Source organism: Bradyrhizobium sp. WSM2254, assembly GCF_000472645.1.
GTDB lineage: Bacteria > Pseudomonadota > Alphaproteobacteria > Rhizobiales > Xanthobacteraceae > Bradyrhizobium > Bradyrhizobium niftali.
The window spans coordinates 1-20,668 of record NZ_AXAB01000048.1; the positions used below are offsets into that span (position 1 = coordinate 1).

The window sequence follows — 20,668 nt, forward strand, 5'->3', positions numbered from 1 at the left end:
CACGAGGCGCTCAGGACGAGTTCGTTCTGGCCGCCACCGCTCAGAACCTAAGGAGGCTCGCATCGCTGGTTGCGCGACCGCCACCCGCTCAGGCTCTGTGTATTGCGTAGCGTAAAAGTTGCGTAGAGAGCGCGGGGGCGCGGGACCAAACCCCGTCGCCCCAAGTGAAAATGCCGAACGATCCATCGCACACAGCCGACTTTTGCAACAAAATCGGCCCTTCTCAGACCTCCCGGCATGTCTGCTTTCACGCCGCTGCTGGGAGACAAGCGGACATCAAGCGCGCCATCCGCCGCCTCCGTTGTGTCCGCCAGGTTGTCCACCGCAAGCTGTAGCGGCTTGCCTGTCCCGCACGGCCCGGCGATCCTCCCACCATGGGCAGCAAGTCACGCGAGAGCATCTACGGCGCGTCGATCCGGGCGGCGGCGGAAACGGCTGCGGAAGCGCGCAAGAAGGCCGACCGGCTGGCGTGCGAGGCGTGGAACCAGCGCAGCCACACCACCGCCGCGCGCTGGCGGCCCGCCGGTCACCAATGTTCGCAACATCGCCGCACTGGCGCAGCTGGCTCAAGTGAGAGAGCCGATGCCTCGCGCCGTTCACGGCATCGCTGAAGATAACTGCACCAGGCTCGCCCCAGTTTGGCGAAAGGTCCGGGCTTGCATCAGGCGTTCCAAATCCGGAACGCGGTGAAGCAAAAGTCGCGGGCGTTGCAGATTTACAACCCGCATAGCCATTAGAGATACTAAGCTCGAGAGATACTAAGCTCGTCTCGTCCATTGAGACGGCCAAAGCATATTTCATGTTTACTTCATACGAACAGCGGGAACATGTTTGATGTCTATCGCAATGGGAAGCGCGAGTTGCTTGTTCTAAGCAATGGCTCTGCAATACCCGTCATTTGCTCTCAGAATAAGTGGCGCAAGAGCAGAAAAAGGGTTCTCAAAGTCAGCGAGGAGATCAAGTCAGCCGTTCAGAGACAGGGCTATTACGTTCGCAGCTTGCGGGCTAGCAAGGAGCGGATGATCTAGGTCGAGCAGGTCGGCGGCTTCTCCATGCGCCATCTCTACAGCATCACGACAAATCAAGTTTCCATCCTCGCGCTATCAGGCCAAAGCGTTACAGCGGCCGTTGCAGGATGATGTGCTTAAAATCGTGATGCGCGAGGCTGAGAAGGAAAACCGGGCGGCGGCGTGATTGTCGGCTCGACCCCAAGAAGCAGACCAAAAAACAAACGGCCGGTATGGACGCGATGGGCCACATCCGGACTCATGCAGCGCAACAAGATACGCACTCGGCCGATCACTTTATCAGTGCGCGCGAGTACCATCGGGAGACGAACCTTGCAATTCGATTCGAATTGCGCGGCGCTTCATTCGGCTAACTTTGTGCGTCGGCGCCAAGTTCGAGGCTATGTCCTGCGATTGGTTGAATCTTGGCCTCCAGGCTCCGCGCATCACCGGCTCCAACGATCCGATCTCAGGCGCCAACACTAGTTCAACACTCTCACCAGATCATCAGCCTCGCGCAGATCGCGGGAAGTTTCCGCGGATGCGAATTTCGCCCGAGTCGATATTAGCAGGTCTCGTGCCTCAGCGCGTCCGGATGCGCTCTCGCCTGCGCTGACCAGGCGCGCGATGCTGATCGCCGTGCGCAATTCCCAACCGACCGCCCCGAGCTTCCTGGCAGAGGCAAGCGAGCGCTTGAACAAGCGCATGGCGGCCCGGTCGTCCCGCGATGGATCGCAACACAGCAGCGAGCCGTGGATCCGGTAAATCTCGGGAGCAGCCCAGCGCTCTCCGGTTTGCTTCACCAAGGCCTCAGCCGAGGCAGCGAAGTTTCGAGCCCTATCCATCTGCCCGATCCGTCCGAATTCCGTGGCAAGCAGAATTCGATAGAGCGGCATCTGGATGCACCGGTTCTCGGCGGGCAGCTTATCGAGCAGGCCGCATAGCTGCTCGAGCACGTCCGGCGCGGGGCCTCGTGCCGCCAACGCTGCGGTTGCCCACAATGGACCGATGACCCGGTACATCGGATAGCCATACTCGTCAGCGACCTTCAGACCGCGCTTCACGCTGGCAAGGTTCTCCAGAAGGTCACCTTCATACCAGTGATCGGCGACGCCGAGAATGGAGGCAAAAGCCACCATGAACGGATGTCCGATCTCGTTCGCGAGCTGCCGCGCCGTCACGCAGCACTCTCTGGCCCGGCCGGGCCGGCCCAACAGCCATTCAATGTGTCCGGAATAGACGAGCGATACAATCAATGGATCATGCTGATAGATCTGGACCAGCTTGCCGTGCTCGCGCGGATTGTAGCGAGCGCTGACCAGAGCCGCGAGCTCACTCGCCTGCTGCAAACGACCGAGGAAGAAATTGGCGATCACGGCGGCGGTGTAGGCCATGAGGGCGGCCTCGTCGTTGCGCCACTCTTCTGCCCGCCGGACGAAATCCTCCGCGTGTTCGAGGCCCTTGGTGAGCTCGCAGTTGACCAGCTTGGCTATGGTACTTCCCCACAGCACCGTCGCCTTCTCGCGAATGGTGCCATGGCTCGCGCAAAGCTCGAGTGCACGACTGTAGGGGCCATAGACGTTCGGGTCGGACCATCCGGCGTTGGCCGTGTACGCCATCGCCAGATTGGATTGCAGTCCGATTTCAGCCTCGAAGCGCCGTGGCGACGCCGGCATCTTGGATGTCAGGGAGAGGCCTTCGCGAAGGTGAGCCACGGCTTCCTTGGTGGCAGATCTGCGCAGCGCGGATTTGCCAGCCTGGAGCCAGGCCTCGATCGCCTCCGGAATGTTGCCTGCGCGCGCATAATGATAGCCTAATACCGCCGGCTGGCCGCTTTCTTCAATGGAGGCTTCCTGGAGCAGCCACGATGCCACGCGCGCATGGAGTTCACGCCTTTCCTCCATGAGCAACGAGGAGTAGGCGACTTCCTGTATCATCGCATGTTTGAACGTGAAGACCTGGCCTTGAGGTTCCTTGCTGCGATACACGATCCCCGCTCTCTCGAGAGCTCGCAACGCTTGTGGCAGCGTTTGGCTCTTATCCGGAAACACGTTGAAAATGCCTTCATAGTCGAAACGCCTTCCGAAAACGGAGGCGATCTGGGCGACGCGCTTGGCAGGTCCGAGACGATCAAGGCGCTCCATCAGGGAATCGTGAATACTTGACGGCACCAGGGGTTCTGGCAACTTCGGCACAGGGCTTTCGGCGGCCAGCGGGACCGCACCGGCATCGACGACGGCCCGCGTGAACTCCTCGACAAAGAGTGGCACGCCGTCGGTCCTTTCCACGATCTGGCTGGTAATCTGGCGCGGCACGAAATCGCTGCCCGCGACGGCTGCGACCATCTGCTCGCATTCATGCGCTGCCAGCTTCTGGAGGGGGACCCGTCTAATTGCCGTGCCTGACAACCAGTCGGCCTTGTAATCATCGCGATGCGTGATCAGGACCATGATCCGCTCGCCAGGACAGCGAGCCATCACGCGTACCAGCAGTTCGATGGTGGTCGGGTCCATCCACTGGACGTCCTCGACGATCCCGAGGATCGGCTGCTTGCGCGAGGCGGCGACAAGAGCGTCGACGAACACCTGAAACGCACGCTCGCGCTCCAGGGGAGATCCGAAATCCGCGGGCTCGTATCCCGCGCATGCGGGGATCGACAGCACCGCCCCGTAGTAACGAAGCGCCTGCTTGAGATCGGTGACGGCGCTCGCCAACAGCGATTGCAGTTTTGCCAGCGCGAGTTCCGCGTTGTCGGTCTCGTGGATGCCGGTCGCACGTATGAGGCGCTCGATTTCCGGGGCAAGCGGCGTGTTGATGTGGAACGGCGAACATTGCAGCGACAGAACATCACGCGGAGACGCACCGAGCGAACTGCGGAACTGGCGGATCAAACGTGACTTGCCGATGCCGGGCTCGCCGGAAATGACGCCAACTTGCCCCGAGCCGGCGAGAGTCTGCTGCCACATCTCGGCAAGTAACGCACTTTCGCTGGTTCGGTTTATCATCGGGGCAAGAGGCGACCTCCGCGCGCGGTCGAACCTGCTTTCGTTTGACCCAAGCGCCTCTGCACGCCAAGCCTCGACCGGCTCCTCCACGCCCTTGAGAGCTTGTCGGCCAAGCGGCGCATAGCTGAAGGTTCTGCGGGTCAGATCGTAAGTGCTCGAGCCGACTACGATACCGTTCTCACTCGCGAGTCCTTGCAGGCGGGCAGCGACATGCGCCGTACTGCCGAACACTTCCCGTCGATCGGGGGGCTCGCCGGGCACGCTGCCGACGACGACGACCCCTGTGTTGACCCCGATGCGCACGCCCAGGCGAACGAAGCTGCCGTCCGACAGCAGAAACTTGTGTTCCTTGATCGCCGCGGCAATCGCCAGAGAGGCGCGGACCGCGCGCTCAGGATCATTTTCATGGGCTTGCGGGACGCCAAAAAATGCGAGCAACCCGTCACCAATCATCCTAGCGATATGACCGCCGTAGCGGCGAATCTGCTCATCGCAGATATCGCGGTAAGTTCTGATAATCGCGAAGAACTCCTCGGGATCGATCCGCTCGCTCAGGGGTGTCGAACCGACGATGTCGATAAATGTCACGGTGAGCTGGCGGCGTTCGGCATGCGGAGCCTCATTCTCGACATTCGGCGGCCCCTGTGTCCGCTGAAGTCCGCCCAAACGATCGGGCTTCGGCTCGCTGCTCATGACCCACCAAGTTCACTTTCCGCCGTACCTGCCGTGAGGCAAGATAGACGGCGAGCCGCATCCAGTTGACGCTGCCGAGCGGCCAGTGCCCAGGCAGACAGTTCCAGGGATTGAATACCATGTGCTCGCAGTCGTACAGCGCATTCTGCGTCAAACTCTTGAAATGGCAGGCCATCCAGCCGCACTTTAGGACGGGTCCATGGCCGCAAGCGTCCCCAACGTCATCCGACGTGACGGCGTGCCGTACCCGTTTGGAGAAATCGAACACGACGTCATCGCCGCCTTGTTGCGTGCGCGGGTGCGGATCCCTCACAAGCGATTCCTGAAGAAAGCTTTTCGATGGGCCCAAAACGCAAACGTCCACCATCTAATGTCCTCATTTGACCACCGGGAGGACCGACCAAATAGCGCACGACCTTGTGCTCGCCGATCTCGGCTCGGGTCATTCGCGACCGGGTCGAGCCAGTAGCACGTCCGGCCAAGTCCGATATGCCGCCGAAAGCGGAAGCAATCTGGCTTCGCGCTAACGAGTCCAGGCCCTATCTCGCCAGCTCCGTCTTCGCGAGGGAGCTTTCATTGCTCACCGCCGCTCTCGAAGATTTGCCTGTGTAACCGGTTCCGGTACCTCGTCGCTTTCGATCCCGGCTAGCGCCCCCGGGGTCACCCACCCCCCCCTTCAGCGACAGCTGTCCACCGCGACGACCGCCAGAGCCATTGAGCGCATGCGTACGTCGGTCTGACCATCCATCGATGGGCCTGCGGCTGTATCGCCCACACGTACTCCAGCGCTTCTAGGCGGTGTTCGTGTAGATCGCAGGCGACAAGGCAACGCTTGGTAACCCCGCCCTGGGCCGCATCCTGGATCTCGCTGGCGAGGTCGGCATGGTCGCTATGATTCATACCGACATCGACAAACCATTCCCCAAGGCCGGCCAGCCGGCTTTTCTCGCCCGGCAGACAAGGGAATTATTCGAGCGTCATCCAAAGACAAAAATCATCTGGGCCCATATCGGCCTGGGGCGCGTCGTCAAGCCTATTGAGGGCCAAGCGGAACTGATCGTGCGTGCCCTCAAGGAGCCCAAGCTCGATCACGTCTACTTCGACATCTCCTGGGACGAAACGGCTAAATACGCGGTTGAATCTCCGGAGAGCATGAAGCGCGTCGCAACGGCGATCAACGATCATCCGCATCGTTTCCTGTTCGGCACGGACTGCGTCGCGCCGGCAAAGTCCGAGCAGATGACCGACGTATTCCACAAATACGATCCGATCTGGAAGCTTCTGACCCCGGAGGCCAGCCGGATGGTCCGCCTTGAGAACCACGATCGGCTGTTCGATCAGGCTAAGAAGGATACGCGTGCCTGGGAGAAGGCGAACCTCACATGAGCGTTGTGGCGGCCGGTTTTCCTGAAGCTCGGTTCGAAACTGGGATAAGCAGGTCGCTCCAGCACAGTAAGTCTGCTTCTGGTCGGCACTTACCACCCAAACTATAGCACGTAGGGAGGGGCCGGGCGTGAGGTCGATGTCCGAGATGGGTCACAAGCTGTCGCTCATCACCCTCGGCTGCGATTTCCGCTTCACTCTCAAAGGCGGACCTGACAGGGCCCTATCTACCAGCCCGGCCGAAGCGCTCCCAATTGTCGCAAAGCGGGGCGGTCTCGCGCTACGAGCCAATAGCTCATCCGAATTTCGCTTTGTAGCCCGGCTTGAACCACTTCAATTCGGTTTGGCTCGGCGCCTCTTTGTCCCACACAAACCAAGCATAAGCTGTCGTCCCGCTGCCCCTTGGCTCGATGCCGCTCGGATAGAAGGTGATCCGCTCGCTGAACACCCACACGCGGGCGGGCGGCGTCTTGGTGAAGATCGTATTTGCTCGGTTCGCTCCCTCCAAGAAAGCCAGACGCAAAAGCAACGCGAACTTGCGCCTTGAATGTTTGATGCCGCTCGCAACAAATCCTTCTGCGCAATTGTACGGCGGGTTGGTGACGATGTTGTTGGCCGACCATTGTGGCGCCAGGAAATCGTAGCCAACCTCGCCGTAGCCGCGATCGTACAAGTCAGAGCTGCGAACGGGCTGGCCGGTTTGCTCAAGGACACGGGACATAGTCCCGTCGCCGCATGCGCTCTCCCAGATTTCACCGCTGAACTTTTCGTTGTCGATCAGAGCGAACGTTGCCCATGGCGGGGTCGGGAAAAAGTCCGGCCCGCTCCGGTCAGCGAACCTCTTCGTTGTGGGCTTGAAACCGCCGTTCAGATTGTATGAGGCATCGGTCATGCACACCTCCGCGCGGGTCAAAGAATATTAGCGTCGCCGGGCAGGTTTCACTAGCGAGTCAAATTGACTCACCTCCGATCCGGCTTGACCACGCGTTTGGCTTTCGAACGTCGAGAATGTTATCGAAGACTTGCTCGAGTCACTGGTACCGGTACCTGGTCGGTACCGAACCCCGGAAGACCACCCCCGGTAACCCCACCCCCCTCGTTGACGGATGTCCGCTGCAAAGGCTGACGGAGCCGCTGTGTGCTGGCGTATGTCGTTCGGGCGTCATGATGCACCTCGAGGCCCGGAGCCTCTAGGCGGCCCTCGTACGCCTGCGGCACGCCTGCACAGTGAAGCGCGGGCGAGAGGTACCCAATCAGGATCGGACGCCGCAGCAACATCCAGCGGCAACGAACCACCAAACGACTTGCCACTTGTGACCAAGCATAGCTCTGCCCACCGACGCGGCCCGACACAGCAAAAATGAATCGCTGCGATTCCGAAAACGCTGATCGTACACAATCTAAACGGTGGTATAGCCAAATATATCGGCTTTTTATAGAGGTATCCCGTGACTCCCGAGCGTACCCTTGTGACCTACATGCGTGTCTCGACCTCGAAACAAGGTCGTTCGGGCCTCGGTCTTGAAGCGCAACGCGCGGCGTTGGTCCACTTTGCCCAGACCGAGCACTTCCACATCGTTCATGAGTTTGTCGAGATTGACTCTGGTAAAGGCCACGACGCCATTGAGCGTCGGCCGCAGCTCAGAGCCGCACTGGCGCACGCGAAGAAGCACAAATGTCACCTCGGCGTGGCCAAGCTCGATCGCCTCAGCCGGGATGTGCACTTCATCAGCGGGCTGATGGTGCATCGAGTGCCGTTCCTGGTCGCCGAGCTCGGGGCTGATGTCGATCCGTTTGTGCTGCACCTCTTTGCCGCACTCGCGGAAAAGGAGCGCACGCTGATTGGAGCTCGTACACGCGCTGCGCTCGCTGCGGCGAAGGTACGCGGCGTCAAGCTGGGTAACCCCGGCCTTCGGGACGCCCGAGAGCAAGCCATCCGGCAGATCCGGGAAGCCGCCAATGCTCGCGCCGTCGAGGTAAGGCCGCTGATTGAGCAGATCAAGCGCACCGGAGCGACGTCGTTACGCGACATTGCTGATCGCTTGAACGCTCAAGGGGTAGCAGGCCCCCGTGGCGGCGCCTGGTACGCGACCAGTGTCAGAAACGTCTTGGCTCGTGGGCTTCAGGATGTCCCGCACGTCGGCCCGCTCGGCGGCCCGCAATCATCGTCGGCCGCTCCCACATCATCGTAAAACCTGAAGATCACGACATCCGCGCCTCGATCCTCAGGATGAGCGGCGTAATGGCAATCCAACGCCGCATCCGGATCCTGATGATAGCCACGACTGACCTGCACGACCTTGAACGGACGGCCCTGCTGGTTCTGGTTCTCGATCACGTCAACTGCGTGTGAAAGTCGGTGGATGGATGATACGGTGACCATTGACGTTCTCCATAGCGCGCGACAGTACGTCCAGCCTCTGCTGCACGTCGGTCAGCATTTCGGCCTCAAGGCACGCGCGGACCTCTTTCAGAACATAAACGAACCGCGTCATTTCGTCGGACCGGATTTTTCCGTTTAATCCCAACCGATAGAGCCTTGCCATCTCTCCCCGCACCCCCGCGAGCGTGTCCAATGCCATCGCATTGCGGGGGATAGGACCTCGGTTTTTGGTTTCTGGGTCAACGCCATCCGACCAGTTCATTGGGGGAAGGAAAGTGCACGATTGGCTCGCTTCCATGGGCGTTCGCAGCGCTCAATTCTAGCGCCGTTCGTGTCATGTTTGAATGTGGAATTGTGCGTGTGACTGCGCATCGCCACTGACTATCGATGACGAGAGAAGCAAACCCACTTCCTTTATTCGAGCCATGAAAACCGGCGCGGGACAGGCCGGACACGGACATTTCCTATAGAAATGTCCTGTCCGTCCGGTGTCCCTACTTCGTGCTTTGCCACGGTCCGGCACTGGTCCTTGTCCGGTTTTTGTCCGGTTTTTGTCCGGCATGTCCAGCTGCTCACAGGATCGCCTTGCCGGCGTCGGTCAGCCACCATTGCTCACCCCATTTCGCAACAAGTTTCATTTCGAACAAGCGCTTAACGCCGCGTCCAAACTGCTTTCGCTTTGTGTCGGCGGTGCCTTCGGCCGGCGTCAATTTGTCGAAGTACAGTCGCCACAGATTGTCCGGTAAAAGGTCGGCCGATGGCGGTATGTGTTCGTTGTCCGGAACCTTGCTACACGCACCCTCGGCGAGCGCATATTTGAAGGCATGCAGGGCGTCTTTAGCGGCGCCAGTCAGCTTCACGCCCTTGGCACCGACGGCAGCATCCATGGTCGCCACAAGCGACGTTTCGCCCGCAAGTTCATCGATGTTGGCGATTTCCATCTTGAAGCCCCATCGCAGGCCGTTGCTATCGTGATCCTTGTGCCGCTCGACGGAGAGGATGGTGGTGCGTTTGCCGCGGTCGCCTTCGGCCTTTAGCCTTGTCGCGAATGAGCCCCATAAATGGGTCCCACCTCGTATTCGGCCGGGTTCGCTGTAGGGGCTATGCGTCACAAATAATTGGGTGCATTTCAGCCTCGCACTGATGTCGTTCACGACCCTCACCCAGGCGGCGAGGACGTCGGTGTCCTTCTCCGAGCCCTTCATGGTGCCGGCGAGAACGTCGTAGATGATCAAAGCGACCGGCTGCACCGAGGCGATGTCATTCTCGAATGTAGCGAGGCTCGGCTGATCGTCCAGCAGCGGCGGCGACACCCGCAAGAAAATGTCGCGACGCTGTTCTGGCGGAATTTCGCGGTGTGCCATCCACGCCGGGATGCGTTTCGAGCCAATGCCGTAGGCGCTCTCGCTCGCAACATAGATCACCCGGCCTGGCATGACGCGATGACCGTGCCATTCGATGCCGCACGCCACCGAGCAAGCCAGGTCGACCGCGAGAAAGGACTTGAAGCTGTTGCTCTCCCCGAATAGCACGGCGGTGTCGCCGTCGGGTAGGACATTCTCCACGCGCCAGACCGGCTTAGGTAACTGCACCATTTCAGGATAAGACAGCAGGTTTTTAGAATGCCGGTTGGCCTCTGCGACGCCATCGTCGGCAGTGTCCCCGACCGTTTCCCCGGCCGAACCTGGTGCCCACGGCGGAAATTGCAGACAAAGCTCGATTAGCAAATCTCGATCATGCCGCGGTACGGCGCTGGTATCCTCCAGCCAGTCAGTCAAATCGCCGCCATCGGCCGGCAATCCGGGCAGTAAGACAATCCGGATAGTTTTGGCGTAGCCGTGCAGCGCCTGCGCCGCGGCGAGCGCCTTCCTGGCGCCGGGCGCGTCGTTGTCTTGCAGGATGACGATGTCGCGTGCGCCAAAACGGTCGTCCCCGTTGGCAAACGGCCTTTCGCGGCCTGTGAGCGCGCGGACGCAGCTGTCTGTCCATTTGCTGCCGGCCGCCGTCGTCGCGCACAGGCCGAGGGCAGCGCAGTTGTCGGCGTCCTTTTCGCCCTCGGTGACAAAAAGCGTGGCGTTGGGAAACTGCAGCACGTCGGGCAGCCGGTACGGCACCCGCTCGATGCCATCCAATTTATAAATCCAATCGCCGGGGCGATCAGGATCCGGCCGCCGCTGCGTAAAAGACTTTGACTCGTGGCGCAGCACCTGGAATACCAATGTGCCGTCACGATCGGTATAGTCGTAAACATGCGTAACCCGGCCGCGAGAAGTCTGTTCGCCCTGACGTTGCGCGATCGCGGCGGCGTTAGCCGCGAGCAATGCTTCCATTTCCGGACTGCGCTTGTAGTCCTTCGCGGCGTGGGTCGCCTTGCCGCCAGCCCCGCGATTGTCTTTGCGGACGGGATTGAACGCCGGCATGCCGGTCCTGACGCGGACATGGTCGCGGCATTCGATCTCATCGTCGCCGGCAAAGCTGTGCGTGACGAAACCGTCAGGGGCGGTGCTGGAAAGCCGCACTGACAAGCTGCGATCCTTCGAGTTGTGCCGCGGTCCCGGCGCCAGCACCTGTCCGTTGACAATTTCCCCGCCGAGGGCCTGCGCCAGTTGCTGCAAGCTGATGTTCATCGACGTTCGCTTCTCGTGAAAGAAAAAAGCGCGGCGGCCTTGGCAGGGGCCGTCGCGCTGCCGCTTTAGAACGGGATGTCGTCGCCCATCTCGTTTTTGGGGTCGTCCGCGTCGGTTGCCGGCTTGTCAGAGATCGACTTCACGGCGCTCGCGTTGACATCGGTAGCAGGAGCCGTCGGCGGCAATTCCGATGTCGGCGTCGTCCATCTGACAATGTGAAACACGGGCACATGCTGAACGCCCCACTCGTTGCTATAACTCCGGCTCTTCAATGCGATGATCGGTAGCGAGCCAGTATTCCGCCGCCGGTGATATTCCTTGATCAGCGCTTTCACCGCCTGCGAACCTCCGACCGTATCGGTTGTAAAGATCGCTGCATCTCCCGTTTTGACATTCTGCATTGGCAGCTTCCACTGAAGTGACCAAGGGTCCTTCGGCCGTCCGTTGTCAAAAGGCCAAGTTTCTTGCGGATCGCCGAGCTCCTCGCGCTTGTGCGGTTCGAAACCATCGGCCAGCCTGTACAAAAGCTCGTTGGTAGCCTTGCCGCCCTCGAAGCGCGTCCAGGCCTGGGCGATGTCCGCCATCAGCACGATAAATTCAGTGTCGGAAGCGACCGGCTCGTCCCCGATCTTGAATTTGCCCTTGACGAATTTCATGCGCGGCCCGCCGCTGGCGACGGCCTCGCTGGCGTATTTTTCGTAGAGGTCAGTGGCTTGCCTGGTTACTTCCTTTGTCATGTCCTTTCCTTTCGTCTGTTTCCAGTGTGCACGGTGCCGCCAAGGAAAAACGACCGCGGACGGCGTCACGGTTGAGGTGAAGCCGCACCGGCGCGCGGATGGCACGGCAGCAGGCGCACGTTTGTCATTTCGCGCTGGTGGCGATCTCCGGCACTGCGATGCCGAGCGGCTTCCGGAATGGCGCGTAGACGATCTTCACTCGCCAGCGGCTGTGGATCACTTCGATCTCGCCGGGCTCGGGTTCGAGGAGATGCCCGCCATAAGAAGACTGGCAGTTGAGAAACCAACTGAGCCTTTCGGGAGCGCTCGGTGTTCAGACCTCCTGGATAACCCGACGCCCACGTCGATCCCTCCAGAGAATCGCGTGGCCGGCTTTTCGTCTCCGTGGTCAGGCAACTCGACGGGTTCGAGGGGCGCTCGGCCTTCCGCGTACGCCGCCATTCCGTCGCAGATTCAAGTGTGATCAGCGTGGGCGCGTCGATTTTGAGATTGGTCGCAATGATGGTGCCGGCCTCCGCCGAACGCCGCTCTTGCGGATAAGGTCGGTCAGGCATAAAATAAGCCCTGTTCGTGCTGGTGGTGCGGCGCGGAGAGACTGCAACAAAACTGATGAGCGAAATGCCTGGCTCGCCGCCGGGCATTTTGCGTTCGATCATCATGAACCTTCTTGTGATTTCTGAAAGCTAAAGCGGTCAGCCGGCTTCGAGCCGCCGCTTTAGCTAAAGCGGGATCGTTGTTTCGGATGCCGCTTTAGGACCGCACCACGATTGCTTGCGATCACTTCGATGCTTTGGTGAGTGGGCCGCTGCTTCTGATCAATTCCGACGAGGTCGAACAGCGCGTCAAAAAATGCCCTGCGCGTCCGCTTGCGCGATGGAGTGAAGCCAATTTTATCCAGCAAATCGAGAGCCGGTTCAACGACCAGCGCAGTTTCTGGGTCTTTCCTGTAATCGCCGGGTTGCCGTCTAAGCAGACGCGCGAGAATAGCGGGATTTTTCCTTAAAAAATGAATTCCGCGATCCCGCCGGGCCAACATGGAGTCGAGATCGCGGATCGATGCCCCTCCGTCCGACCTGCGACGATCAACCAGCCCGCGTATAGAGAGATACCTCGCGATTTCGTCTTCGCGCTGCGTTGCAGGTACATCCGGGAGTCGCGCCGCAAACTCTATCTCGCTGTAAATGGGGTCGAGCGACCGTAGCGCCTCGAGCACCATCGCCTGGCCTTTCGCATACTGGTCTATGACCTTCTGGAGGCCGGCGATGGTGGCCTGATTGTTGCGCGCGTCCCAGTAAGAATTGAAGATCGTGAAGAGAGCAGCACCAAACTCTCTCGCACGATCATCACTCTTGGTCAGTCCAGCCCGTTGCATCACCAGGGGGCAATGCTCGGCGAAGTGCTTCCGAGGTGGTTGTTTGGCTTCGGCCATTTTGGTGCGGCGCGGTCCTAAAGCGGCGCATCAAAAACGACTCGCCGCTTTACCTGTACTCCACCCCGACATTACGGCAAAAACTAGCTGAAACACCAAGGCGTCTACACGGCGGTCCAATCGGTAGGACTTTGTAATGCCCACAGCGAATCGGGAGGAGGCTGAGGCGGAGAACGGTGCACGAGAGTCACGACCTCGACGCATGCTCAACGAGCAGCAGGTGCTGGGGATCATCCCCGTCAGCCGCACCACCTTGTACCGCATGGAGAAATCCGGCCGCTTCCCCAAATCGACCTACATCAGCCCGAACCGGCGCGTCTGGTTCGAGGACGAGATCATTGCTTGGCAGAACGCGGTTGATGAATTTGATCCGCATCGGGCACGCGGCAAAGGACGGCGTCGGCAGGAGCGACTAGACTAGCAGGATCCGCCGGTTCTCCGGCTTGAGCCAGCCGCGCACTGCCGCGACGATGTGCGGATGTTCGTGATCGGCGGCCTGTGCTCGGTGGCGGCGGCATGCCCGTCGCCACTATCACGGTGCTGGTCTCGGTATTCTGAATCACCGGGGGCCGGATAGTCGAGAAAGACGCCCGGCATCGGCGCCAGATTGCCGACATACCGATTGGCTACGCGGAAGGGCGAGCTGATCGCGGCTTGGTTCGCGGTAGCAGCGGAGAAGCTACGGAGAATAGCCGCAAACGCCGGGACCGGGCCCGCCTATGGCATGGTCTACTTCTTGAGAATGCCAATATCAGTATTGCCCAAGTTCTTTATGGCGCGTTCGGCGGCGGGCGTATCCACTGCGTTGTCGTGGGAGGTCGGCGCCGGACTAATGGAGGAAGCATCCACGTCACCGGTCGCTGCGTGGCTGAGCGCGTTGCCCAAGTTGGGTCCGGAGGAGCCAGCAGTGCCGCTTATGGTATGCCCGGTTGATAAGGTGCTGCCCGCATAACCCTTAGAGCCGGTGGCCGCAGTACCACTCGCCGCCGAGCCGCCGCTACTGGCTCCACCCGCACTCTGAGCCGAGGCGAGCGAAGAGCCGCCAACGAGCAAGATCAAGATAACGGCGATGTGGTTCATAGAGCGGTCCTCTACACGGATAAGCGAGTTGCGCGCCCGATAGTTCCGAAGGGGCTTTACCGCTCTCCGGGCCGCCACGTTGACGGCAGATGGCTCGTCGAAATCTTCGTCCTCCGCAGCGCGACCAGATGGCTGTGCTTGTACGGATAGCCGCGCACCTGCGAGCAGTCCTTACAGCGCATGTGGCGCTCCAGCTCGTGGCTCGGCGTCGACCTTCATGTCGAGAGCGACAGTCTAGTTGGGGGGCGCTTCGAGGCAGCCGTAACGGCATTGAGCGCGCCGCCCATTATCGGCGATGGCTGCGCCGGCCCTTTGTAGCCGAGCGGGCGCGTGTGCTACGCCTCACAGGCGAGCCGGTCGGCTTACTTCGCGCGTCCGCTAGCCTGCTCTGCTGCGCGCCAACCACCGGACTGGGCCAACGATCAGCACACAATCGCCGGTCGCAAGCAGCGGAGCAAGTAACGGACCTAAAGGCAGCAAATCCCGATACTTGCGGGATTTTAAGTTTAAGGCGAGTTGGTAGGTCCAGCACGCCCGAGTGCTGTCGCTTGAGGTCGCGCGCTGTAAACGCAACCGCGACGGCGGGCACAGCGATGTGCATGACACCTGGGGGCAAACGGCTCAGGCTTTATGTCGAGTGGAAACTTTCATGATGCTTGAAGAAGAGATCAAGCTTCACAGGCTTGCCGGTATCTCGCCAGAACAAGTTTTTACCCATACTGCCCGCCACCGCGAGGCGATGGTGGCCGCCGATTAGGGTATGGTCATCCGTTGCTATGGCGATGATCTCGCCGTCTTCGTCGACGATGACTTTCATGCGCTGCCTCCGATGCAGCGCCCCCCTCGCAGCCGCTACGCTGCGCAATTTATCTAATCTCCTGCCCTGGCCCAGCGTTCCAATGCACGAAGTTCACGGATTTCGAATTGAGGTTCCGCGCGGCCCGTTGTGCACCATCTGCACACAAGTGAGCGCCCAAGCAGCGGAGCAAGTGAGCCCCGTAGGTGGTCAGCCGAAGGGACAGCTCTACTTGCGTTTGCGCCGTTTGGCGTTTGCCGCGACCTTCCTTCGGTATTGCTCAGCAATCTTGTCTCCGGATGCGCCAGCCATCAGGCTTGTACCGGCCTTCGCCGCCGCCAGCACTTTTCCACTCACCATGCGCTGGGATTCACGTTGGGCCGCTTTGCCGCCGCGCATCAACTTCGCGATCCGCAGCCCGATCACGCGATTGCTTTCTAGCCCTAGCATCATCCAGTTCCGCATGGTGCGATATTCCCAGTCATGCGAACGGCGTACCATCAAGGATCACATCAACGGCCACGGAGTGCGCGATGTCCAATCAAACCCGCGTGGCTGGTCACGACGGGCACAATCTCAAGCCGGCACGAATGACCCATTAGCTGTCTCGCCTGCGCCGCATTACGACTATTGCGCGTCCCGCCCAGGGCCACCCTCCATCTCCATCTCCGCAAATTTTATTGTGGCGACCGGCCACTTGCCATCATGGCTTCCGATAGAAATTCGGAGACCGTGGAGTTCATCGAGCCAAAGCCTGTCCACCGTCCCAGCCCTTCCATTAGTCAGAACCACGGCTTTGCCAACAAGCTCGGTTTGAGCCTTTTCGAATTCGACAAGGATCGCACAGGCTCTCGCTTTAGCGGTTGGCATGGTGGACGGCTGGTTGGCTGACCGAGGTTTGGCTAAAGGCGAGCGCTGGTGACGGACGCGCACCAGCTCACGCCCCTGCGCCCGCGTTCGAGCAGGAACCAAACCGCGTCTTTCGGTTCGCGATCCAGTTCGATCATATTCATGCTTGCCACATCATAGACTTCGCCCGGAGTTGATTAGCGTCGGCACGCGCCACGCCGCTTGTACCAACGTGCTGCCCTTGGGACGAAGCGAACGCAACCGCACTAAGGGCGAGCCATAAATCTTCGTATCGGGTCCGTGATCCCTTACGTACGATTGAGCCGCTGATCTAGGATAAAGTGCATTAGAACCGCTGTCGCGGCCGATCCAGACAGCCTTTCATTGCGCAGCTGACACCAGCGGGGTTTGGCAGCAAGAGAAGCGACTGGCAATGTCCCTGCAATTCCATCCGGCCGTCGAGAACATGAAAATATGGAGCGCAAGCGGCGACGGCTATTCGTTCGTGATCAGCTTCGAAAGTCCCACCGGACCCGGCTTTCACGGAAGTGTCGGCTTCGTGGCGTCATGGCGTCCGCTTTATCAGAGCATGGGCGCTATCAGGATCGGCGGCTCGCCGTTCAAAACCTTCGCCGAGGCCGAGGACGCCTGCGATACCATGTTGAAATACCTGACGAGCCAGGACTAATGCGCGGCCCCTACGGCCGGCGTCAATCCCTCCATTCCGCCGAGACACAGGCGCGCGCGTCGTGACGGTGCGCCGTGGCTTGCTGCCCTGATGTCCTCGCTCAACTTCTGCGCCGTTCTTGTCGCGTGCCTCAAACGTGTCGGGGTTGATGTTGCGCCAACGCTGGCTGCGGTCCCACTGCCACTCGAAGCTGTCGGTGTCGGTCTTAGCCCGTCGCGCTCTCGACGCGCCGGATGGCACCGTTGTCGGGAAGTGTCGGGTCGATCATGGTTCCTTTGGCTTGTTCATCTCGTGACAGGCCGCCGCGCCGCTCATGCTGCCGCCGCGCGATCCTCTTTGTCAGCCCCGCGTATGACGATCCTTTGTGCATCGTCCGGCAGCGGTCGCTGCAGTGCCTTCGCTTCATCCCACGGCGCGCGCATCCACAGGTTCCCGCTCCAGCACCCTAAGGCGGCTTGATCAAGATCAACGCCGCCGCTCGACTGCCGCCAACGATGGCACATGACACTTGACCCGAGACAGGCGTCCATCATCGAGGCAATCGCGACTGGCTTTTGTGTCGGTCTGATCGCCTACCTCGCCTATCTTCTGTTTTCCTTTTTGACGACAGCGTGAGGGCCGCGATCGCCACTGCTCCTCGCGTTCGCGGCGCACCGCTGGCTGCGGTAATGCCCAGAGCGGTCGTCGGCAGGCGGTCGCCATCGTTTCAAGCGCCCGGCAAATCAGGAGGCGAAGCCGCCGGTACCGCCGCCTTGACCTCCGCCAGCGCCGCTTGCAAGGCGGCTTCCTTAGTGTGGTCGAGAGAAGTCTTTAGCACCGTGCCGCCTTCGCCTTTGAGCCTCTCAAGAACCTTGTCTGCCGTGACTTTGCGCACCTGGGAATGCAATTACGACAAGGTCACTCATCTGTTCTGCTCCTCTACCCGAACGATTGCTGCCATGCGAGAGAGAATGCGCCCGGTCGCGCGGGACAGGCAAGCCGCTACGGATAGCGGATGACGGCGCGCCGGGCACAATGGGAGGCGGCGGGCACTCCCGGCACAGGCCGCAACCCGCGCTGCCGGCGGAGGCGATCAGGCCGCAAAACGATGTTCGACAATGATTTCCGGCTGAAAACTATTGTTTTACTGCGGGCGGCTTTTTTGGCTGAACGTGGAGGCTCGGGGTTCGCTCGAGCTTCAGGAGCAAGCCACGCGAAACCCGCAACCCTTCGTCGTGATCCAGAAGGCAAGCCGCTTTTCACGATCTACGCCTATTCGATCGAACAGGCCCGCGCGCTCGTCACGGCCAAAATCGCGGGCGAGACCATCGTCGTCGCCGTCGCGATGCGACTGACATCGCCATTGTCAGTCGCATCAGACGGAGCAAGCCGATGATCCCGATACCAGGGGCGGCCTTCCTGCAATGGCCTACGTCTCAGCGATGCAGAAGGCGATCAGGCGCGGCCTTGAGCGCGAAGCCATGGAATTCGCCTGCGAACTGATCCACACCAGCAAGGCATTCCACAGCATGGTCTGCAATCGGCTAGAGGTCATCTGCCACACGCTGGCCGCGCCGTAGGTCGTGCCGTTCGTCTCGACGGCAGTCGCGCAATCGCGGGAGCGCTACAGCAATCCATCGGTGAAGCCCGGTTGATGGTGGGCAACGTCATCCGCATGATGTGCCGATCGCCGAAATCCCGTGCAGGCTGTCATTTCGGTGCAGCCATCGGGCTGCGTTCTATGCTTGAGGACTACGCGCCGACGATCCCCGACTGGGCCAACGATCAGCACACGCTGGCAGGCCGCAAGCTTGGGCGCGGTCTCGACCATTTCCGCAGCGAGGGCGCGAAGCTGATCCCGCCACCGACAGAGCTGGACGCATACGAGGCCGAGGCTTATCGATTGTGGCGCGTCAAGCAGCGGGGCAAGTAGACCACTGGTGAAATCACCAGTGGTGACCGGGGTGTACTCCTGACTGGTGATTTCACCAGTCACGCGCTATCGGCTGTGGGCGATCAAGCAGCGGGGCAAGCCAGCAAATGGCAGCACTGATTGGGCGACTTAATCAATGGCTATAAAGATGCCGATAATAATCGCTAGCGATACGACGATCACCAGCAGGTTGGTCGTGAGCCACTGGGGTATGCGCTTCGCGGGTTGTTGGGTCATGTATGGCCATAAAGAGGCCGATAATCGCCAGCGATACGACGATCACCAGCAGGTCGATCATGAGCCACTCGGGTATGCGCTTCGCGGGTTGCTGGGTCATGGCTTGTTCCCTCCGCGAGCCGTATTCTGCCGGAAGAGCGCAAGTGGTTATGAACCAGTTCACACTTGGGATTGATTTGGGATCGGCGGCGAGTTGGTTGAGGGTTACCCCAGCGCCCTCCAGCAGTGCCGCTGTGGGTCAACGCGCCAGCAGCAGCGCCACCGCGACCATGACGACGACCAGCGCGATGAAGAACAGGGCTTAGTGCGGAAGTGGTCGGCTTCAAGGGCAACCTTCGTATGGTTCCGTGGCCCCTTTAGATGCCCGACGTTTACATTTGTTCAATTGAACCGCTGATCGCGATCATCTTAGCTAAGGGTATGCGGTAGCGCTTCGCTATCGCTGCCCTCCTTGGGCGTTTCCTCCCTAGACTTGGGCCGCTTGTGGCGACGCAGGCGGCCTTTCTTTTGTGTATGCCGTCACGTCCGCAGAGCAGTATGAGGGGCCAAGCACGGCTCTGCTCGTTCTCGTCCCGGCGCGCTGCTATCATCGAGCACGCGGCCTTTGTGTACGAATGGTACATAATTTACATCGGAATGCGCAATTGCAAATATCCTCAAAGGTCGCGGTCGCGCGGTCCCCGCGCTTTGGGGCGCTCTCCAAAGGACCCTGCCGACCGATTGCGGAGGGACCGCTCACAACTTCACGCGCCCGGACAGCGTCACGCGCCGCACGTCATCACGATCACGACAACTGCCAAGTTTACCTGTTCTGTTAACTTTTCATTAACCGGGTCCGCGCACCATCGATCCCGTTCTGAGGGGACACTGCGTCGCTTCTTGTCTTTGTCGCCACGCATCGTCACCACGACGCGACCGTGCGCCAGCATCAAGCGCACGACCCTCACCAATCCCTCCCGCTGGTTTCCGGCGGCACCGCATCACGCCACCGCGTCGCCAGCGCTCGCGCGGCATCACGTCATCTACGGTCGCAGGCTGCTACCGTAAAGCGCGCCAGCATCACGGCGCGGACAGGCGCGGCATCACCACGCGACGGCGGCAGGCAGCGCGCAAACGACGGGCCACCCCAGCGTCGAGCCGTCGTATCACGTCCACCACGTCATCGAGCGCGTCCCATCGCACCGGGCGATCAGACTGCGGTGCAGGAGACGGTATGTGCAGAGGGCTCAGTCGTTCAGAGATGAGCACGCGGCAATAGCCATCCCATGATCTTCTCATGCGGATCGCGACGACTGCGGACGAATGCTTTCTCGTTCTGCTGAGCGGCGGTCCTGGCGAAATCAGAAATCCCCTCCATAGACTGCCGTTTATCCTTCGGAAGCTTCGCCCATTGGCGAATGATCTTCCGGCGGGCTTCGCGTTGCTTTTCCCTTACGTCATGCATCGGTACGCTCCTTGAAGTGGATTGTTCCGGCCCGGCCTAGTATTAACGCCATCGACTATAGGGCCTCCAAGATGGTTCGCTCAGGCTGCGGATTGCGACTATAGCACCTCGCTGGCGTCAAGCACCTCACCGTCACCACGACGGGCAACGGACACGCGGACAAGCCGCGCGCATATCGACTGGGATCGACAGCGCGCCCATCATCGAGCAGCGACATCGAGAGCAGCGCGCCCATCACCGCGACCGCGCCATCACGACGGGGACAGGCGGCAGGCGTCAGCGTCGAGGCCATTAGAAGGCCGCACAGCGCGCCGCCAGCGCCGGGCTATCGGACACCGGGCAAGCCGCGCCGGCGCACAGGCGACCAAAAGCAGCCGGGACCGCGCAACTAGGGCCTA

Annotated in this window: 22 protein-coding genes and 1 pseudogene; 8 read left to right on the plus strand and 15 right to left on the minus strand. The window is 60.6% G+C overall.

Annotated elements, in window-relative coordinates; genetic code table 11:
- Positions 1–827: 827 nt before the first annotated feature.
- The gene (locus A3M7_RS50730) at positions 828–1,028 is read left to right on the plus strand and encodes a hypothetical protein (RefSeq protein ID WP_027547287.1); all 201 of its coding nucleotides are present in this window, start codon (positions 828–830) and stop codon (positions 1,026–1,028) included.
- 461 nt (positions 1,029–1,489) lie between these two features.
- Here the strand turns inward: A3M7_RS50730 and A3M7_RS0130255 are convergent, their stop codons facing one another.
- On the minus strand, positions 1,490–4,705 hold the full coding sequence (locus tag A3M7_RS0130255) for an adenylate/guanylate cyclase domain-containing protein (RefSeq protein WP_027547288.1): 3,216 nt from the start codon (positions 4,703–4,705) through the stop codon (positions 1,490–1,492).
- A gap of 846 nt (positions 4,706–5,551) precedes the next feature.
- Here A3M7_RS0130255 and A3M7_RS45105 point away from each other — a divergent pair.
- The gene (locus tag A3M7_RS45105) at positions 5,552–6,091 is read left to right on the plus strand and encodes an amidohydrolase family protein (protein WP_256374898.1); all 540 of its coding nucleotides are present in this window, start codon (positions 5,552–5,554) and stop codon (positions 6,089–6,091) included.
- Positions 6,092–6,383: 292 nt separating this feature from the next.
- On the opposite strand, the gene A3M7_RS0130265 is transcribed toward A3M7_RS45105, so the two are convergent.
- Positions 6,384–6,980 carry a hypothetical protein gene (locus A3M7_RS0130265; RefSeq protein WP_027547289.1) on the minus strand — a complete coding sequence of 199 codons (597 nt, stop codon included), beginning with the start codon at positions 6,978–6,980 and terminating at the stop codon, positions 6,384–6,386.
- 586 nt (positions 6,981–7,566) lie between these two features.
- Between A3M7_RS0130265 and A3M7_RS45110 the strand changes: the two genes are divergently transcribed.
- Positions 7,567–8,280 carry a recombinase family protein gene (locus tag A3M7_RS45110; protein ID WP_084302653.1) on the plus strand — a complete coding sequence of 238 codons (714 nt, stop codon included), beginning with the start codon at positions 7,567–7,569 and terminating at the stop codon, positions 8,278–8,280.
- Between the two features lie 147 nt (positions 8,281–8,427).
- On the opposite strand, the gene A3M7_RS0130280 is transcribed toward A3M7_RS45110, so the two are convergent.
- The 5 genes from A3M7_RS0130280 to A3M7_RS0130300 all read right to left on the minus strand — a co-directional run bounded on the left by A3M7_RS0130280 (position 8,428) and on the right by A3M7_RS0130300 (position 13,264).
- The gene (locus tag A3M7_RS0130280) at positions 8,428–8,769 is read right to left on the minus strand and encodes a hypothetical protein (RefSeq protein WP_156937011.1); all 342 of its coding nucleotides are present in this window, start codon (positions 8,767–8,769) and stop codon (positions 8,428–8,430) included.
- Positions 8,770–9,043: 274 nt separating this feature from the next.
- Complete coding sequence (locus A3M7_RS0130285) at positions 9,044–11,098, minus strand: AAA family ATPase (RefSeq protein ID WP_027547291.1); 2,055 nt, start codon at positions 11,096–11,098, stop codon at positions 9,044–9,046.
- A 65-nt stretch (positions 11,099–11,163) separates the two neighbouring features.
- Complete coding sequence (locus A3M7_RS0130290; protein ID WP_027547292.1) at positions 11,164–11,835, minus strand: hypothetical protein; 672 nt, start codon at positions 11,833–11,835, stop codon at positions 11,164–11,166.
- A gap of 65 nt (positions 11,836–11,900) precedes the next feature.
- A complete protein-coding gene (locus A3M7_RS48970; protein WP_156937012.1) occupies positions 11,901–12,494 on the minus strand; it encodes a hypothetical protein in 594 nt (197 codons plus the stop codon).
- Positions 12,495–12,550: 56 nt separating this feature from the next.
- Entirely contained in the window at positions 12,551–13,264 is a 714-nt protein-coding gene (locus A3M7_RS0130300) for a hypothetical protein (RefSeq protein WP_156937013.1), read from the minus strand.
- Between the two features lie 202 nt (positions 13,265–13,466).
- On the opposite strand from A3M7_RS0130300, the gene A3M7_RS45115 reads away from it, so the two are divergent.
- Positions 13,467–13,685: an AlpA family transcriptional regulator gene (locus A3M7_RS45115; RefSeq protein ID WP_049823762.1), complete on the plus strand. Its 219-nt coding sequence runs from the start codon at positions 13,467–13,469 to the stop codon at positions 13,683–13,685.
- A gap of 308 nt (positions 13,686–13,993) precedes the next feature.
- Here A3M7_RS45115 and A3M7_RS48975 read toward each other — a convergent pair whose 3' ends face one another.
- The 5 genes and pseudogenes from A3M7_RS48975 to A3M7_RS50740 form a co-directional block, all read right to left on the minus strand.
- Positions 13,994–14,344 (minus strand): hypothetical protein, encoded by a 351-nt coding sequence (locus A3M7_RS48975; protein ID WP_156937014.1) that lies wholly within the window; start codon positions 14,342–14,344, stop codon positions 13,994–13,996.
- 56 nt (positions 14,345–14,400) lie between these two features.
- Positions 14,401–14,706, minus strand: a pseudogene (locus A3M7_RS50735) (hypothetical protein); the annotation flags it as partial.
- 266 nt (positions 14,707–14,972) lie between these two features.
- Complete coding sequence (locus tag A3M7_RS0130315; RefSeq protein ID WP_084302654.1) at positions 14,973–15,161, minus strand: hypothetical protein; 189 nt, start codon at positions 15,159–15,161, stop codon at positions 14,973–14,975.
- A gap of 207 nt (positions 15,162–15,368) precedes the next feature.
- Positions 15,369–15,605, minus strand: coding sequence for a hypothetical protein (locus tag A3M7_RS0130320; RefSeq protein ID WP_027547296.1), 237 nt, complete (start codon positions 15,603–15,605; stop codon positions 15,369–15,371).
- 162 nt (positions 15,606–15,767) lie between these two features.
- Positions 15,768–16,010 (minus strand): PRC-barrel domain-containing protein, encoded by a 243-nt coding sequence (locus A3M7_RS50740; RefSeq protein ID WP_027547297.1) that lies wholly within the window; start codon positions 16,008–16,010, stop codon positions 15,768–15,770.
- 412 nt (positions 16,011–16,422) lie between these two features.
- Here A3M7_RS50740 and A3M7_RS0130330 point away from each other — a divergent pair, with 412 nt between their 5' ends.
- On the plus strand, positions 16,423–16,677 hold the full coding sequence (locus A3M7_RS0130330) for a hypothetical protein (RefSeq protein ID WP_027547298.1): 255 nt from the start codon (positions 16,423–16,425) through the stop codon (positions 16,675–16,677).
- A 706-nt stretch (positions 16,678–17,383) separates the two neighbouring features.
- On the opposite strand, the gene A3M7_RS0130345 is transcribed toward A3M7_RS0130330, so the two are convergent.
- Complete coding sequence (locus A3M7_RS0130345; protein ID WP_371090221.1) at positions 17,384–17,551, minus strand: DUF1269 domain-containing protein; 168 nt, start codon at positions 17,549–17,551, stop codon at positions 17,384–17,386.
- Positions 17,552–17,764: 213 nt separating this feature from the next.
- On the opposite strand from A3M7_RS0130345, the gene A3M7_RS48980 reads away from it, so the two are divergent.
- From A3M7_RS48980 to A3M7_RS0130355, 3 genes are all read left to right on the plus strand, one after another.
- Complete coding sequence (locus A3M7_RS48980; RefSeq protein ID WP_156937015.1) at positions 17,765–18,052, plus strand: hypothetical protein; 288 nt, start codon at positions 17,765–17,767, stop codon at positions 18,050–18,052.
- A 28-nt stretch (positions 18,053–18,080) separates the two neighbouring features.
- The gene (locus A3M7_RS48985; RefSeq protein WP_156937016.1) at positions 18,081–18,236 is read left to right on the plus strand and encodes a hypothetical protein; all 156 of its coding nucleotides are present in this window, start codon (positions 18,081–18,083) and stop codon (positions 18,234–18,236) included.
- A 74-nt stretch (positions 18,237–18,310) separates the two neighbouring features.
- Positions 18,311–18,589, plus strand: coding sequence for a hypothetical protein (locus A3M7_RS0130355; RefSeq protein WP_027547300.1), 279 nt, complete (start codon positions 18,311–18,313; stop codon positions 18,587–18,589).
- A gap of 133 nt (positions 18,590–18,722) precedes the next feature.
- On the opposite strand, the gene A3M7_RS48990 is transcribed toward A3M7_RS0130355, so the two are convergent.
- Both A3M7_RS48990 and A3M7_RS0130365 read right to left on the minus strand, forming a co-directional pair.
- Positions 18,723–18,926, minus strand: a complete 204-nt coding sequence (locus tag A3M7_RS48990) for a hypothetical protein (protein ID WP_156937017.1) — start codon at positions 18,924–18,926, stop codon at positions 18,723–18,725.
- 1,134 nt (positions 18,927–20,060) lie between these two features.
- A complete protein-coding gene (locus A3M7_RS0130365; protein WP_027547301.1) occupies positions 20,061–20,270 on the minus strand; it encodes a hypothetical protein in 210 nt (69 codons plus the stop codon).
- Between the last annotated feature and the right edge of the window lie 398 nt (positions 20,271–20,668).